Below are 15260 nucleotides of genomic sequence, written 5' to 3' on the forward strand. Positions count from 1 at the left end.
GAAAGCGTACGCAACGACGGCGAGGTGCTGCGGCTCGGTCGGCTGAAGCGGCGCACCCGGCCGCGCAAGGTGCTGCTCCTGATCGACGTCTCCGGTTCGATGAAGGGGCGCACCGACGACAACATGAAGCTTGCGCATGCCGTGGTGCATGCTGCCCCCAACGTCGAGGTATTCACCTTCGGCACCCGCCTCACCCGCGTCAGCCGCGCGCTCCGTCTCAAGCGCCGCGAGCAGGCGCTGTCCGCCGCCGCAAATCTGGTCAGCGACTGGGATGGCGGCACCCGGATCGGCGACGCGCTGCAGGCGTTCCTGGCGGTACCGCGGTTCGGCGGCTATGCGCGCGGCGCCGCCGTCGTCATCCTCTCAGACGGCCTTGAGCGTGGCGATCCATCTGCCCTGCGCGACGCCGTCGCCAAATTGTCGCGGCGCGCCTGGCGGCTGAGCTGGCTGACGCCGCTCGCCACAGGCCCCGGCTTTCAGCCGCAGACCGAAGCGCTGATCGCGATCCGCCGTTTCGTGGATGATCTGGTCGACGGCGGATCGTCAGCCGCGATCGTTTCGCACGTTCTCTCGCTTGGACAAAGGAAGGCCGCGTGACCGAAATCGTCGATGCCCATCATCATATCTGGCGTCAGGCCGACCTGCCCTGGCTTGTTGGTCCGATGCAGCCACGCATCTTCGGCCCCTACGAGCCGATCCGGCGCGACTATCCGATCCAGGAATATCTCGGCGATCTCGCAGGCTCCGGCGTCTCGCGCTCGGTCTATGTACAGACCAACTGGGCCAATGACCGCTTCGAGGACGAAACCGCGTGGGTGCAGGAGACGGCGAAAGATCACGGCTGGCCCCACGCCATCGTCTCCTATGCCGATTTCGACGTCGATGACGTCCGCCCGCAACTCGACCGTCTGGCGCACTATCCGCTGGTGCGCGGCGTGCGCATGCAACTGCACTGGCACGACAACCCGCTCTATCGCTTTGCGGCCCGGCCCGATCTCTGCGCCGATCCCAAAATCCGCCGTAATGTCGCGCGGCTCGCCGACTATGGCTTCAGCTTCGACCTGCAGGTGTTCGCGCCGCAGATGGCGGATGCCGCCGGCCTTGCCGAGGCTTGCCCGGACGTGACCTTCATCCTGCAGCACGCCGGCATGCTGGAAGACCTTTCCGTGCAGGGCCGGTCTCTCTGGCGCAGCGGCATGGGCCGGCTCGCGGCCTGCCCCAACGTCGTCTCAAAACTGTCCGGCCTCGGCACCTTCATTCACCGCAACGATCCCGCGCATATCGCCTCCATTCTCACCGATACCGTTACGATCTTCGGCGCCGACCGCTGCCTGTTCGGCTCCAACTTTCCGATCGAGAAACTCTGGACGACCTATCGGGAGTTGATCGATGCCTATCTCGTCGCCACAGCTTCGCTCGCCGCCGATCAGCGCGACGCCGTTCTGCGAAAGACTGCCTTGCGCGTCTACCGGCTCGATCGATGACGGCGCACCAATGAAACGATTATGGGAGGGAACAGATGCCGCTTGAGATCAAGATCCTCGATTATGGGGACATCGAACTGGAATCGAGCTTCCTCGTGCTCGGCCGCGATTGCGGACGGACCCGCCGTGTCCTGACGCTCGGCTTCCTGATCGTCGGCGGTCCCTACCCTGTCGTGGTCGACACCGGCTACCGCTCCAACCAGATCATGGAAACGCTGGGCATGCGCGGGCTCCAGTTTCACGAGAACATGATCGAGAACCAGCTTGCGCGCCACGGCGTCCGCATGGGCGACGTCCGCTACGTCTGTCACACCCACCTGCACATCGATCACGCCGGCAAGGACGATTTGTTTCCGATGAACACGACGGTCGTTCTCAACCGGAAGGAGCTGGAATATTCCGTCTCCGGCCTGATGCACCCGCAATATCCGGCGCCCGACATCAAGCACCTGATCGACCGCCTGCACACCAAAAGCGCGCTGCGCTTCCTCGATCTCGAAGTGACCGGTCCTATCGAATTGATGCCCGGCGTCTACTGCGACGCTGCCAATGCGCATACCGAGGGCTCGATGAACATCCACGTTCATACCGCCGACGGCATCGCCACCATCTGCGGCGACGTGATCTACGACTTCAACGACCAGATCGTCACCCCCTTCAACGAAATCCACGACGCCGAACCGCGCACCACAGGCAATCACGGCACCAGCAAGCGGGCGGAGAAGGCGGCCATCAAGAAGCTGTTGAGCAACTCGCGCTATCTGCTCCCGGTCCATGACCGCCCCGCCAAGATCGAAGGCGGCATGGTGGTCGGCCGCTTGCACGATCAGGTGCCTGGTCCTGTCGTGCAGAGCCTGCCGCAGCGCAACTGGTTTCCGGCCTGAGCGCTGAGAGAAGGACGGACCGATGACGCATGTCACGCTGCGCCCGGAGTTCGAGACCCTGATCGACCCCTATGCGCCGGTCGGCCAGGTCGGCACCGGCTTTGATTTTACGGAAGGGCCGATCTGGCATCCGACACATCATTATCTGCTGTTTTCGGATATGCCGGCCGATGTGCGACGGCGATGGGACGCCAAGCGCGGCGTCGTCGAGGTCAAGCGTCCCTCGAACAAATGCAACGGCATGACCTATGACGCCGAGCTCAATCTGATCGTCTGCGAGCACGCCACCTCGTCCCTGATCCGCGAACGCCCTGACGGCAGGCGCGAGGTGATCGCCTCGCATTTCGATAACCAGGAGCTGAACAGCCCGAACGACGTCTGCGTGCATTCGAGCGGCGCGATCTATTTCAGCGATCCCTGGTATGGCCGCATGCCGGTCTACGGCGTCGAGCGGCCGCGCCAGCTCGGCTTCCAGGGCATTTTTCGCGTTCCGCCCGGCGGTGGCCCGCCAAAGCTCGTCGTCGACCGCCATCTGTTCGACCAGCCGAACGGCCTCTGCTTCTCGCCCGACGAGCGCCTGCTGTACGTGAACGACACCGTGCAGGCGCTGATCCGCGTCTTCGACGTCGAGGCCGACGGCTCGCTGTCCAATGCGCGCGTCTTCGCCAGCGGCGTCCGTTCCGAGCTCGAACCGGGCCTGCCCGACGGCATGAAGTGCGATCAGCGCGGCAATGTCTGGGTCACCGCGCCCGGCGGCGTCTGGGTCTATTCGCCATCAGGCGAATTGCTCGGCAAGGTGCGCGTGCCCGAACTCGTCGCCAATCTCGCCTGGGGCGGACCTGATTTTCGCACACTCTACCTGACCGCGACGCATTCGGTCTACGCCATCCCGGTCAAGGCCGGACCGCGGCATGAGCCTTATATGAGCGGCCGCGCTTCGACAGGTCCTGACACCGGATCCGCTGCGCCCGTGTCTCCTCAACTAGCTACCGGCGACATGCAGCTTGATCCGCGCCGCTGCGCGATGATCATCCAGGATCTGCAGAATGACGTCATCATGGAAGGCGGGGCATTTGCGGATTCCGGCTCACCCGGCCACGCGCGCCAGCAGCGTGTGGTCGACAATGTCCGGCGCCTCGCGGAAGCCGCGCGGGCCCGTGGCGTTGTCATCATCCATGTTTGGTTCATCGTCGAGCCGGGCGCGCCCGGCGTCACGCTCAACGCTCCCTTGTTCGAAGGGCTCGTCGACAGCGGCGCGATGGTGCGCGGAAGCTGGGGCGCGGCTCCCGTTCCGGGGCTTGAGCCGCGGGCCGGCGATTTCGTCGTCGAGAAGATGCGGATGAGCGCCTGGGAAGGCACGCGGTTAGAGACCATCCTCAAGGCGACCGGCCGCGACATGATCATCAACACCGGCGCCTGGACCAATATGTCGATCGAGCACACCGCCCGCACCGGCGCCGACAAGGGCTACTTCATGATCGTGCCCGAAGACTGCTGCTCGACGATGAACGCCGACTGGCATAACGCTTCCATCAACTTCGCGATGCAGAACGTCGCCGTCGTCACCAACGCCGACGCGGTGATCAGGGGATTGGGATGAGCGGCGCCCGGCCATGCCGAAACTCTTTCACCTGAGCTGCTCGCCGCGCGCGGACTCGGAATCCTCTGCCGGCGCACGCGTGTTCGTCGACCGTTTCCGGCAGGCGCGGCCGGACTGGGACATCGACGTGATGAACCTGTGGCGGGACCACCTGCCGGAATTCGAGAACTATGTGCTGGAGGCCAAATATGCCCGCATCAACGGCCGGGCTTTCACCGACTCGCAGCGCGACGCCTTTGCGGTCGCCGAGCGCATCGCGATCCGCTTCGCGCTCGCCGACCGCGTACTGATCTCGACGCCGATGTGGAATTTCGGCATCCCCTACAAACTGAAGCAGTGGATCGACGTGATCACGCAGCCCGGGCTGGCGTTCCGCTTCGATCCTGCGCAAGGCTATCTGCCCCTGTTCAAGGACCGGCCGACAGTTGTCATCCTCGCCAGCGGCAGCGATTTCGTCACCGGGATGAATCGCGGCCGCATCGACATGGCCACCCCCTATCTGCGCGAGCTGCTGCGCTTCATCGGCGTCAGCGACGTGCGGTTCGTGCCGATCGGACCGACCACCGGGCCGGCGGAACCGATCCGCACCGCGCGTGAAGCCGCGCATCGCCGGCTGGCCGAGATGGCTGCGCGATTCTGACGCGCGGGCTTGCCCAGAGCCTTGGCGGAACCGGAACATTTGCGGCAATATGGCGCTTGCTGGAGCGTGCCGAAGGAGATCCCCGTTGAAGTGCTATGAGCTGCAGGGACCGAACGGAATCGATGGACTTGCCCTCGTCGACAAGCCTGTGCCGGAGCCCGGCGAAGGCCAGGTGCTCGTCCGGCTCAAGGCGGCAACGCTGAACTATCGCGATCTTCTTACCGTCAAGGGCGGCTATGGCTCGCGCCAGAAATTTCCGCTTGTGCCGGTTTCGGACGGTGCGGGCGTGGTCGAACGGGTCGGCCCGGGCGTGCGGGAATTCGCAGCCGGCGATCGCGTCATCGGCAGCTTCTTCGAAAGCTGGCTCAGCGGTGAACCCAGCGCAGACAAGATGAGTCGGGCTCTCGGTGGCTCGGTCGACGGCGTGTTGACGCAATATCGCATCTTTCCAAGACATGCGCTGGTCAGAACGCCGGAGCATCTCAGCGACATCGAAGCCGCCGCGCTCCCCTGCGCCGGCGTCACGGCCTGGAGCGCGGTCGTCAAGTTCGGCGGCATCAGGCCCGGACAGATCGTTCTGACGCAAGGCACCGGCGGCGTTTCGCTCTTTGCCATTCAATTTGCCAAAATGTGCGGCGCGCGCGTCATCGCAACTTCCTCCAGCGACGCCAAGATCGAACGCGTCAAGCAGCTCGGCGCCGACTTCACCTTGAACTACAAGGCGACGCCCGACTGGGGAAAGAAGGCACGCGAATGGAGTGGCCAGGGCGTCGACCTCGTCGTCGAGGTCGGCGGGGTCGGCACGCTGAACGAGTCGATCCGGGCCGTCAGGATCGGCGGCACCATCGCCTTCATCGGCGTGCTCGCCGGCCCGCCGCCGTCAGATTCGCGCCTTCCCTTGATGGTGATGCAGCAGCAGCGGCTGCAGGGCGTCACTGTCGGATCGGTCGAGGATCTCCAGGCGATGGCGGAGGCAACAGCGGTTCACAAGATGAAACCGGTGATCGACAGGACCTTTGCCTTCGACCAGGCGAAACAGGCATTTTCCCACATGGAGAGCGGCACGCATTTCGGCAAGGTGGCGATCGCGATCGACTGAACGCCGGGCCAAACCCCCGCGGCCGGTTCCCGCTGCAAAAATGCCGGGTTTTGAGCGCATCCAGATCGGCAGATACCGGAGCCAAACAACCCGCTGGCAACAGCCGGCAACAGCGCGGCGCCAGACACGCTTGCTGGTTGCAAGAATTGCCGCCGTCGCTATAAGGCTTCCGATCCGAGAAAATCACCTCGTCGAAAACGAGTGCCCGCCTGGCTCTCGCGCGTGCCGTCGAACGGAAATGAACGATGAGCGAAGACAAGAGCAAATTGCTGCGGTCGCTGACCATTGATCGCACCACTGACAAGGTGGCGCGATCGGGCCGGCGCTGGCTGCCGCTAGCGGCGGCTGCTGCCATTTGCGTCGTCGGATTTGCCGCCTTTGCCGCTTACGAAATGCACCGGCAAGACGCGCCCAGGGAGACCGCACCGCAGCCCGCCGCGCAAAAGCAGACCTCGCAGGTTCAACCGCCGCCGGCGGCCACAACCGACAAACCGGCCGGCAGTCTGGCGGCCTCCGGCTATGTGGTGGCGCGGCGCAAGGCAACCGTGGCGGCCGAGATCACCGGCAAGGTGGTCGAGGTTTTCATCGACGAAGGCATGACAGTGACCGAGGGTCAGATCGTCGCGCGGCTCGACAGCGTGCTGGCCGAAAAGGACTACGAGCTGGCGCGCTCGCGTGTCGAGACCGCGGACGCTGCCGTCGCCGCGATCACGGCCGATCTGGAGGATGCGACCCGGATCATGACGCGCATACAGACACTCTCGCAAAAGAATTTTGCCACCGAGGCCGATCTAACCAAGGCCCAGGCCCGTGTCGGCGTGCTCAGCGCGCAATTGCGCCAGGCGCAGTCGCAATTCGAGACCGCCAAGATCGACGCCAAGCGGAGCGGCTCGGTGCTCGACAAGCACCAGATCCGCGCGCCCTTTGGCGGCGTCGTTGTCGATCGCAGCGCGCAGCCCGGCGAGATGATTTCGCCGATGTCGGTCGGCGGTTTTACGCGAACCGGCATCTGCACCATCGTCGACATGGATTCGATCGAGATCGAGGTCGACGTCAACGAGGCCTTCATCGGCCGCGTCACCCCCGGGGGCCCCGTGAACGCGGTGCTGGATGCCTATCCGGACTGGACCATTCCCGCTTCCGTGATCGCGATCGTACCGACCGCAAACCGCGAAAAGGCCACCGTGAAGGTTCGCATCCGCTTCGACAAGAAGGACCCGCGCATCCTGCCCGACATGGCGGTGAAGGTGAACTTTCTGCAAGCCAAGGGAAACAGCAAGGAAAACGGCAAGCAAAACGGCAAGGCCAACGACAAGGCAGGCGGCAAGGCCAACGGCGCCACCGAGGCCGCCGCGAACTAGCGCAGCCAGGAATTCCGACAGGAGAGAAACGTGACAGCCGAACATCCGATGGTTCGCCTTACCGGCGTAGCCAAGCGCTTCACCAAGGGCAAGGAAACGATCTCGATTTTCGATCATCTCGATCTGGCGATTCCGCGCGGCGATTTCATCGCCGTCATGGGGCCGTCCGGTTCGGGCAAGACCACGCTGCTCAATCTGCTCGGGGGCATCGACCGCGCTGACGCGGGCGAGATCTCGGTTGCGGACCACCGCATCGACGGCCTTTCCGAGGGCGAACTCGCGGCCTGGCGCGCCGCCAATATCGGATTCATCTTCCAGTTCTACAATCTGATGCCGATGCTGACCGCAGCGCAAAACGTAGAGCTGCCGCTGCTGCTGACGAAATTGCGCAGCAAGGAGCGCGCGGAGCGTGTTCAAACCGCGCTCTCCGTGGTCGGGCTCGCCGATCGCACAAAACACCGCCCACGCGAAATGTCGGGCGGCCAGCAGCAGCGCGTGGCGATTGCGCGCGCCATCGTCTCGGACCCGAACCTGCTTCTGTGCGACGAGCCGACCGGCGACCTCGACCGTCAGTCCGCCGACGAAATCCTGTCGATCCTGCAACTGCTCAACGGCGAGCTTGGCAAGACCATCGTCATGGTCACCCATGATCCTGCGGCGGCCAACTACGCCAAGCGCGTCCTGCATCTCGACAAGGGCCGCTTCGTCGAACGGGAGCTGGCTGCGTGAACGATTTCGACCTGGTCCGGAAAAACCTGTTCCGCCGCAAATTGCGCGCGAGCCTGATGATCGTGTCGATCCTGATCGCCTTCATGATCTTCGGCGTGCTCGCCGGATTCTACCGTGCCTTCACGGCCGGCGAGGATGCCGCCGCCGCCGACAGGATGATCACCGTCAACAAGATCAACTTCACCCAGCCGATGCCGATCGCCTACTTCAATCGTGTACGCGCGGTTGAAGGGGTACGGCAGGTTACCTTCGCCAACTGGTTCGGTGGCTACTATCAAGACCCGAAAAATTTCATCATGGCGCTCGCGATCGAGCCGAACACCTATTTCGACGTGTACCGTAGCGAATTCGAGGTTCCGCCCGACCAGCTTCAGGCTTTCACGCGCGACCGCGGCAGCGCGGTGGTCGGCGAAAGCCTGGCACAGAAATGGGGCTGGAAGATCGGCGATCGCATCCCTCTCAACAGCAACATTTTCAGCCAGAAGAGCGGCGGCCATACCTGGGATCTCACCATTGCCGGAATCGTCAAGGGCAAGGCCGAGCACGTCGACACCAACTTCCTCCTGTTCCAGTACCCCTATTTCGACGAGACCCGTAGCTTCGGCAAGGACACTATTGGCTGGATGATCCTGCAGACCACCTCGCCCGAAAACAACGATCGGGTCGCGAAAGCGATCGACGCGATGTTCGCCAATTCCACGGCAGAGACCTCGACTGATACCGAAAAGGCGTTCGGGAAGGCTTTTGCGGCGCAGTTCGGCAATATTGCGCTGATCGTGCTGCTGGTGGTCGGCGCCGCCTTCGTCACCATCCTGATGATCGTCGGCAATACCATGGCGCTGTCGATCCGCGAGCGAACCCGGGAGATCGGCGTGCTGAAGACGCTCGGCTTCTCAGGCCCGCGAATCCTGACAATGGTCCTCGGCGAATCCGTGTTGCTGGCGCTGCTCGGCGGCATTCCTGGCCTCGCGATTGCGGCGCTGATTGCGATGGCGCTCCGCACCAGCCTCTCCAACATCGCGCCCACCTTTGCCGTATCGCCGACGATTGCGCTGCAGGGGCTGGCGCTGATGGTCGCGCTTGGGCTGATCACCGGGATCATTCCAGCGCTCAACGCCATGCGGCTCAAAATTGCAACCGCACTCGGACGGGGATAGGCATGCGCTCGCTTTGGCTTCAGGTAGCGGCGGTCACATCAATCAATCTCAAGAGCATCGCGCAGCGGCGCTGGCTGTCGCTCTCGACGGTGATCGCGATCGCGCTGGTGGTGATCGTGCTGCTCGCCTTCCTGGCGATGGCGAACGGCTTCCAGCGCACCATCGCAGGCTCCGGCGCCGACGACATCGCCATCGTGCTGCGCGCCGGCTCCCAGGCCGAAATCAACAGCACGGTCAGCCGCGACCAGGTGCGGCTGATCGAGGACGCGCCCGGCATCGCGCGCGGTGCCGACGGCAAGCCCCTGATCTCGCCGGAGCTCTATCTCGTGGTCGACGGCATCAAACGCACCACCAAGACCAAGGCCAACCTGCCGCTGCGCGGGATCGGCGAACAGGGCACCACCTTGCGCAAGGATGTTGCCATCACCGCAGGCCGCATGTTCAGCCGCGGCAGCAACGAAATCGTGGTCGGCAAGGCGCTGCTGCGGGAGTTCGAAGGGCTGGACCTCGGTAGCACGGTGGCATTCGGCGCCACGCGCTGGACCGTGGTCGGCGTGTTCGAGGCCGGCGGCAGCGTGTTCGAATCCGAGATCTGGGCCGATCTCAATGTGGTGCAGAGCCTGTTCAACCGCAACAACATCGTCCAGACCGTGCGCGCGCGCCTCACCGGCCCCGCCGCCTTGAGCGAGCTCAAGAACTACAGCGATACCGATCCGCGGCTGAAGCTCGACGTCAAATCCGAAGCCAGCTACTTCGCCGAACAGGCGTCGCAAACCACCGATCTGATCCAGAAGCTCGGCTGGCCGCTGGCGATTGCGATGGCACTCGGGGCGATCGCAGGCGCGCTCAACACGATGTATTCGTCGGTGGCGTCACGCGCCACGGAAATCGCAACGCTGCGCGCCATCGGCTTCGGCGGCTTTCCCGCCTTTGTCGGCACGCTGGCCGAGTCGCTGTTGCTCGCCATCATCGGCGGCCTGTTGGGCGCTGCCGCCACCTACCTGATATTCGACGGCGTCACCGCCTCGACGCTCGGCGGCAACTTCACCCAGGTGGTGTTCGACTTCAAGCTCAGTCCCTGGCTGATCGCCGAGGGCGTTGCGCTCGCGCTGATCGTCGGCCTGGTCGGCGGATTGTTTCCAGCCGTCCGCGCCGCGCGATTGCCGATCGTCGAGGGCCTGTACGCGAACTAGAGCCCGGTTCTGATTGAATCAGAACCGCGCTCTAGATTTTTATTTTGACGCGTTTTCTTGACGCGAACCGGTGTCCACTTCGCTCGAAAACGCTATGAGCCCCTATTCCCCCTTGAGACCGGCGGCGCGGATCACCTCGCCCCATTTGCGCGTCTCGTCGTCGATGAACTTGCCAAACTCGACGGCGGTGCCGGGGCGCGCCTCCAGACCCTGAGCGATCAGCTTCTGCTTCACCTCGGGATCGGCAAGGACACGAATGACCTCCGCCTGCAAGCGATCGACGATTGCGCCCGGCGTTGCCGCCGGCGCCATGAAGCCGTACCAGCCGGAAGCGATCACGTTGGAAAGCCCCTGCTCGCGCAACGTGAGCGCCTCGGGGTAAATCGGGCTGCGCGTGGCCGACGCCACACCCAGCACGCGCAACTGACCGCTCTGGATGTGCGGCAAGGCTGTGCTGATGGCGGTCAATGTGGCGTCGAGACGGCTCGCCAGCAGTTCCGTATAGGCCATGTTGTCGCCGCGGAAGGGAACGATGAGGCCTTTGACGCCTGCGTCCCTGAACAGCAGCTCGGCGGCCAAATGAGGTTGCGAGCCTGCCCCCGGAGAACCAAAGGTCAGGCCTTCGGGCCGCGATTTGCCGTAGGCGATCATTTCCTGAACGGTCTTGAAGGGTGCCTGCGCGTTGACCACCAGGAACAACGGCGCCATCACGGCCATCGCCACCGGCTGCAGATCCTTGCGGTTGTAGTTGAGTTTCTCGAACAAGGCTTCGGCCGTCGCAAACGGCGCCGCCGCATAGAGGAAGCTGTATCCGTCCGGCGCGGCGCGCGAGACCAGCTCGTTGGCGACGCGCGTACCTGCACCCGGCTTGTTTTCGACGATGAACTGCTGGTTCAGACCGCGCCCAAGCTGCTCGGCCAGAATGCGCAACGAGATGTCGCTTGCTCCGCCGGCCCCGTAGGGCGACACCAGCCGCACGATCCGTGACGGCCAATCGCCCTCGGCAAACGCGGGAACGCGCGGACCTGTGGCAAGACCGGCGGCGATGGTCCCCAGCAGCGTTCGGCGTGTGACGTTCATGATTGCCTCCTCGGGGCAGAACGCCGCCAGAAGGTGCGGTGCAGCCCGTCGCGTCCATCCCGTTTATTCGAGCCGCATGGGCGCGATCGCATCGCTGCATCGCCGGGCTCCTGGTGTCGTCGCCGCAACGATAGATAGGCGTCTTCTATCGAACAATGTGTATTTTTTGACCAATTAATAAGCCTGGCCTATGAATTCCGAAACGGCGACGCTGGAGGACGCGGCATGGCGATGGACGTGACACTGCGACAGTTGCGCGCCTATGTGGCCGTGCTGGAGGCCGCAAGCTTTTCGGAAGCCGCGAAGGCGATGCACCTGTCGCAGGCAGCGCTCTCCGGCCTGATCAAGGAGCTCGAGAACCGCGTCGGCGTTCGCCTGCTGGACCGCACCACCCGCAAGGTGTCGGCGTCAGCGGTCGGCGAGACCTTTGCGCCGATGGCGCGGCGCGTGCTGTCGAACCTGGACGAGGCGCTGGAGAACCTGACCAATCTCAAGGAGCTTCGCCGCGGGGTGGTGCGTGTCGCGGCACCGGAAACGCTATCCTGCACGCTGCTGCCGGAGCTGATCGCCGCCTACAACGATAGCCATCCCGGCGTGAACATCCGCTTCGATGACGTGCCGATCCAGGAAGTGCTGGCCGGCTTGCAAAACGGCGCTACCGATATCGGCTTCGGACCGGCCGGTGTCGTTCCGGATGATCAGGTCGAGGTTCACATGATCTGCGCCGACCCGCTATGTGTGGCGCTGCGCGGCGACGACCCGCTGGCCAAAGGCAAGTCGGTCAGTTGGAAGGAGCTTCGCGTGCGCCCCCTGCTCAACTACATGCCCAACATCGCCATCAACGTACTGAGCCACGTGCCGCCCCGGCATCATCCGAAGGAGCTGGTGCCCGTGCACCGGGTGAACACCGCGCTGTCGATGCTGCGGGTGAGACAAGGCGCCGTGATCTGTCCGTCGATGGCCGAGCCGCTGGTGCGCGGCTTCGGGCTGACGTTCCTGCCGCTCATGCAACCCACCGTCAAATGGAAGATCGCGATGTTCGTGCGGAACAGCGCATCGCTTTCTCCCGCTGTGGAGAGTTTTCGTGACTTCACGCTCCATTTCAGCCCGAACTGGACGGCAGGTGGAATCGAGCGTCACCGCACTGGCGAACGGCGCAAGCGCGTCTAGCGAAATGCATCACGCGTAAACTGCTGCTTCAGACGGAGAATGCGAAATCCATGGCGGCGGAGCGCCCCTGCAAGAAACATCCAATGGTTGTAGATGTCCTGATGACAAACTGAACATGCAGGCGTAGCCTCCCTCAAAGTAACATATGGGAGGAGTGGCATGCCAGACGCAGCGGTCGCAGCACGTTCTTCTGAACCCACGAACAGCGGCACGACGCAGCAAGTCGATGTCGCCGTCGTCGGCGCCGGGTTTGCCGGCCTTTATCTCCTGCATCGACTGCGCAAGGCCGGCTTCTCGGCGGTCGTGATCGAGGAAGCCGGCGATGTCGGCGGTACCTGGTACTGGAACCGCTATCCCGGTGCACGCTGCGACATCCAGACCATCGACTACAGCTACACATTCGATCCCGAACTCGATCGCGAATGGACCTGGTCGGAAAAATACGCGACGCAACCGGAAATCCTGCGCTATTTCGGCTTCGTCGCCGATCGTTACGACCTCCGCCGCGACATCCGCTTCGGCACCAGGGTCAAGGCCGCGAACTGGGATGACGCCGGCGAGCGCTGGCAACTCACAACCGACAACGGCACGAACGTATCCTGCCGCTATTACATCATGGCCACCGGCTGTCTCTCCACGCCGAAGCCGCCGGAGATCGACGGCGTCAAGGATTTCAAGGGTGAGATCTATTTCACCGGCCGCTGGCCGCACGATGGCGTCAACCTCGCAGGCAAGCGCGTCGCCGTGATCGGCACGGGATCATCGGGCATCCAGTCGATTCCTTTGATCGCGGAGCAAGCGGCGCATCTCACGGTATTCCAGCGCACAGCGAGTTTTGCGCTGCCCGCGCATAACGGTCCGGCACCCGACGACCGCAAGACCTACTTTGAGGCGGACCGCGCCGCCTATCGCGAACAGGCGCGCTGGTCGCTCGCGGGCGTGCCGTATCCGCAGGAGATGGCGGTGAGCTGGCAATTGAGCGACGCCGAGCGCCGCGAGCGCTTCGAAAAAGCGTGGGCGGCCGGCGATCTCGTTCACATCCTGACCCAGCTCTGGGCCGACCAGGCCGCCGATTTCGACGGCAACGCGCTGATCGGCAAGTTGATCCACGAGAAGATCCGCGCCGTGGTGAAAGACCCCGAGACGGCTGCGGCACTGAGCCCGAATGACCATCCATTCGGCTCCAAGCGTCCGTGCCTGGATACCAACTACTACGCGACCTACAACCGTCCCAACGTCACGCTGGTGAACCTGCGGCAAGAGCCGATCAAGGCGATCACCGGCTCCGGCATCGTCACCGACAAGCGCAGCGTCGATCTCGACGTCATCGTGTTCGCGACCGGCTTCGATGCCATGACCGGCGCGATCATGGCGGTTCATCCGATCACCGGACGCGCCGGCAAATCCCTGTCGAACGTTTGGGCCCAGGGACCGCAGACTTATCTCGGCCTCACGGTTGCGGGCTTCCCCAACCTCTTCATGATCACGGGCCCAGGCAGCCCATCGGTGCTGTCGAACATGGCGGTGTCGATCGAGCAGCATGTCGACTGGGTGGTCGATCGCCTCGCGGCGCTGCGCGACGCCGGCTTCACGACCATGGAAGCAACCGAAACGGCGCAGGCCGGCTGGGCGCAGCACATGGCCGATTGCTCGATGCTGACACTGCATCGGCTGGCCAACACCTGGTACACGGGCGCCAACGTCCCCGGCAAGGTGCAGGCCTTGATGCCCTATACCAGCGGTGTCGGTCCCTACCGCGGCATCTGCAATGAGGTAGTCAGCCGCGGCATGCTGGGCTTCAGGCTCACCGGCCCCAACGTTGCCGAGCAATGCAACGACGGCGAGGTGGTGCGCCTGCAGCCAGACGTGCGGATCGTGCTGGGCATGCTGGCGGAAATGAACCTGCCGGCGATCGAGTCGATGGGCGCCCAGGGCGCGCGCGACTTCCTCACCGAATTCAACAAGGGACGTCCCGCGGGGCGGCCGGTCGGCGAGGTCGGCAGCGGCGCGCTGCAAGGCGCCGACGGTCCGCTGCCCTATCGTCTCTATCGGCCGGCGACGCCGGGGCCGCATCCGATCGTGGTCTATTTGCACGGCGGCGGCTGGGTGCTGGGTGATGAGCAATCCGACGATCCGTTCTGCCGCGACATCTGCCGGCGCAGCGGCATGATCGTGGTCAGCGTCGGTTACCGCCATGCGCCCGAACATCGCTTCCCGGCAGCGGCCGAGGACGGCTATGCGGCGACGCGCTGGATCGCCGAGCATGCCGCTGACCTCGGCGGCAAGCCCGGACCGGTGCTGGTCGCCGGCTGGAGCGCCGGCGGCAATATCGCGGCCGTCACCTGTCAGTTGGCGCGCGATCGCGGCGGGCCGCAGATCGCGGGGCAACTGCTGATATGCCCGGTCACCGATTGCCGGTTCGATCGCCTGTCCTACACCGACAATGCGACGGGCTATTTCGTGACGCGCTCGCTGATGTTCTGGTTCTGGGACATCTACTGCTCGCCCGCCGACCGTACCGATCCGCGCGTTTCGCCGCTGCGCGGCAATCTGGCCAATCTGCCGCCTGCGTTCGTGGCGACCTGCGAGTTCGATCCGCTGCGTGACGAAGGTATCGCCTATGCCGAAGCGCTGGCTGCCGCTGACGTACCAGTCGAGCAGCTCCAGGCGCGGGGCCATTTCCACTCATCCCTGATGATGGTGGATGTAGTGGTCACCGGCGTCAGCGGACGCGCAAAGATGGCCGAAGCCCTGCGCGGTTTTGCCGGATTGCCGCGAAAGCTGGAAGAAGGCGGCGAGGCCTCACCGATCGCGGTCAACGCCGCGGCGGGATAGGCAAGGCGACGATGATCTTTCCACTGAG

13 protein-coding genes are annotated in these 15260 nt (G+C 64.1%); 12 read left to right on the top strand and 1 reads right to left on the bottom strand.

The genetic code is table 11. The features are described from left to right. The 10 genes from CQ12_RS08780 to CQ12_RS08825 form a co-directional block, all read left to right on the top strand. Positions 1-597: VWA domain-containing protein (locus CQ12_RS08780; RefSeq protein ID WP_157088083.1), on the top strand; the 597-nt coding region annotated here is incomplete at its 5' end. Further along, positions 594-1484 carry an amidohydrolase family protein gene (locus CQ12_RS08785; protein ID WP_057834917.1) on the top strand — a complete coding sequence of 297 codons (891 nt, stop codon included), beginning with the start codon at positions 594-596 and terminating at the stop codon, positions 1482-1484. The genes CQ12_RS08780 and CQ12_RS08785, both read left to right, overlap by 4 nt. Positions 1485-1519: 35 nt before the next feature. Continuing rightward, entirely contained in the window at positions 1520-2368 is an 849-nt protein-coding gene (locus tag CQ12_RS08790) for an MBL fold metallo-hydrolase (protein ID WP_057834918.1), read from the top strand. 22 nt (positions 2369-2390) lie between these two features. After that, positions 2391-3968, top strand: a complete 1578-nt coding sequence (locus tag CQ12_RS08795) for an isochorismatase family protein (protein WP_057834919.1) — start codon at positions 2391-2393, stop codon at positions 3966-3968. 13 nt (positions 3969-3981) lie between these two features. Then, entirely contained in the window at positions 3982-4608 is a 627-nt protein-coding gene (locus tag CQ12_RS08800; protein ID WP_057834920.1) for an FMN-dependent NADH-azoreductase, read from the top strand. Positions 4609-4693: 85 nt separating this feature from the next. After that, the gene (locus CQ12_RS08805; protein WP_057834921.1) at positions 4694-5707 is read left to right on the top strand and encodes a zinc-dependent alcohol dehydrogenase family protein; all 1014 of its coding nucleotides are present in this window, start codon (positions 4694-4696) and stop codon (positions 5705-5707) included. A gap of 245 nt (positions 5708-5952) precedes the next feature. After that, positions 5953-7068, top strand: coding sequence for an efflux RND transporter periplasmic adaptor subunit (locus tag CQ12_RS08810; RefSeq protein WP_063799703.1), 1116 nt, complete (start codon positions 5953-5955; stop codon positions 7066-7068). Between the two features lie 48 nt (positions 7069-7116). Next, a complete protein-coding gene (locus tag CQ12_RS08815) occupies positions 7117-7797 on the top strand; it encodes an ABC transporter ATP-binding protein (RefSeq protein ID WP_057834922.1) in 681 nt (226 codons plus the stop codon). Beyond that, positions 7794-8954 carry an ABC transporter permease gene (locus CQ12_RS08820; protein ID WP_057834923.1) on the top strand — a complete coding sequence of 387 codons (1161 nt, stop codon included), beginning with the start codon at positions 7794-7796 and terminating at the stop codon, positions 8952-8954. The genes CQ12_RS08815 and CQ12_RS08820 overlap by 4 nt, the downstream gene beginning before the upstream one ends. Positions 8955-8956: 2 nt before the next feature. Next, positions 8957-10147, top strand: coding sequence for an ABC transporter permease (locus CQ12_RS08825; protein ID WP_057834924.1), 1191 nt, complete (start codon positions 8957-8959; stop codon positions 10145-10147). 102 nt (positions 10148-10249) lie between these two features. On the opposite strand, the gene CQ12_RS08830 is transcribed toward CQ12_RS08825, so the two are convergent. Continuing rightward, a complete protein-coding gene (locus CQ12_RS08830; RefSeq protein ID WP_057834925.1) occupies positions 10250-11227 on the bottom strand; it encodes a Bug family tripartite tricarboxylate transporter substrate binding protein in 978 nt (325 codons plus the stop codon). A 225-nt stretch (positions 11228-11452) separates the two neighbouring features. On the opposite strand from CQ12_RS08830, the gene CQ12_RS08835 reads away from it, so the two are divergent. Next, positions 11453-12397, top strand: a complete 945-nt coding sequence (locus CQ12_RS08835) for a LysR family transcriptional regulator (RefSeq protein WP_083519199.1) — start codon at positions 11453-11455, stop codon at positions 12395-12397. 159 nt (positions 12398-12556) lie between these two features. Further along, complete coding sequence (locus tag CQ12_RS08840; protein WP_057834926.1) at positions 12557-15232, top strand: flavin-containing monooxygenase; 2676 nt, start codon at positions 12557-12559, stop codon at positions 15230-15232. The last annotated feature ends 28 nt before the right edge of the window (positions 15233-15260 follow it).

The organism is Bradyrhizobium jicamae, from assembly GCF_001440395.1.
Taxonomy (GTDB): Bacteria; Pseudomonadota; Alphaproteobacteria; order Rhizobiales; family Xanthobacteraceae; genus Bradyrhizobium; species Bradyrhizobium jicamae.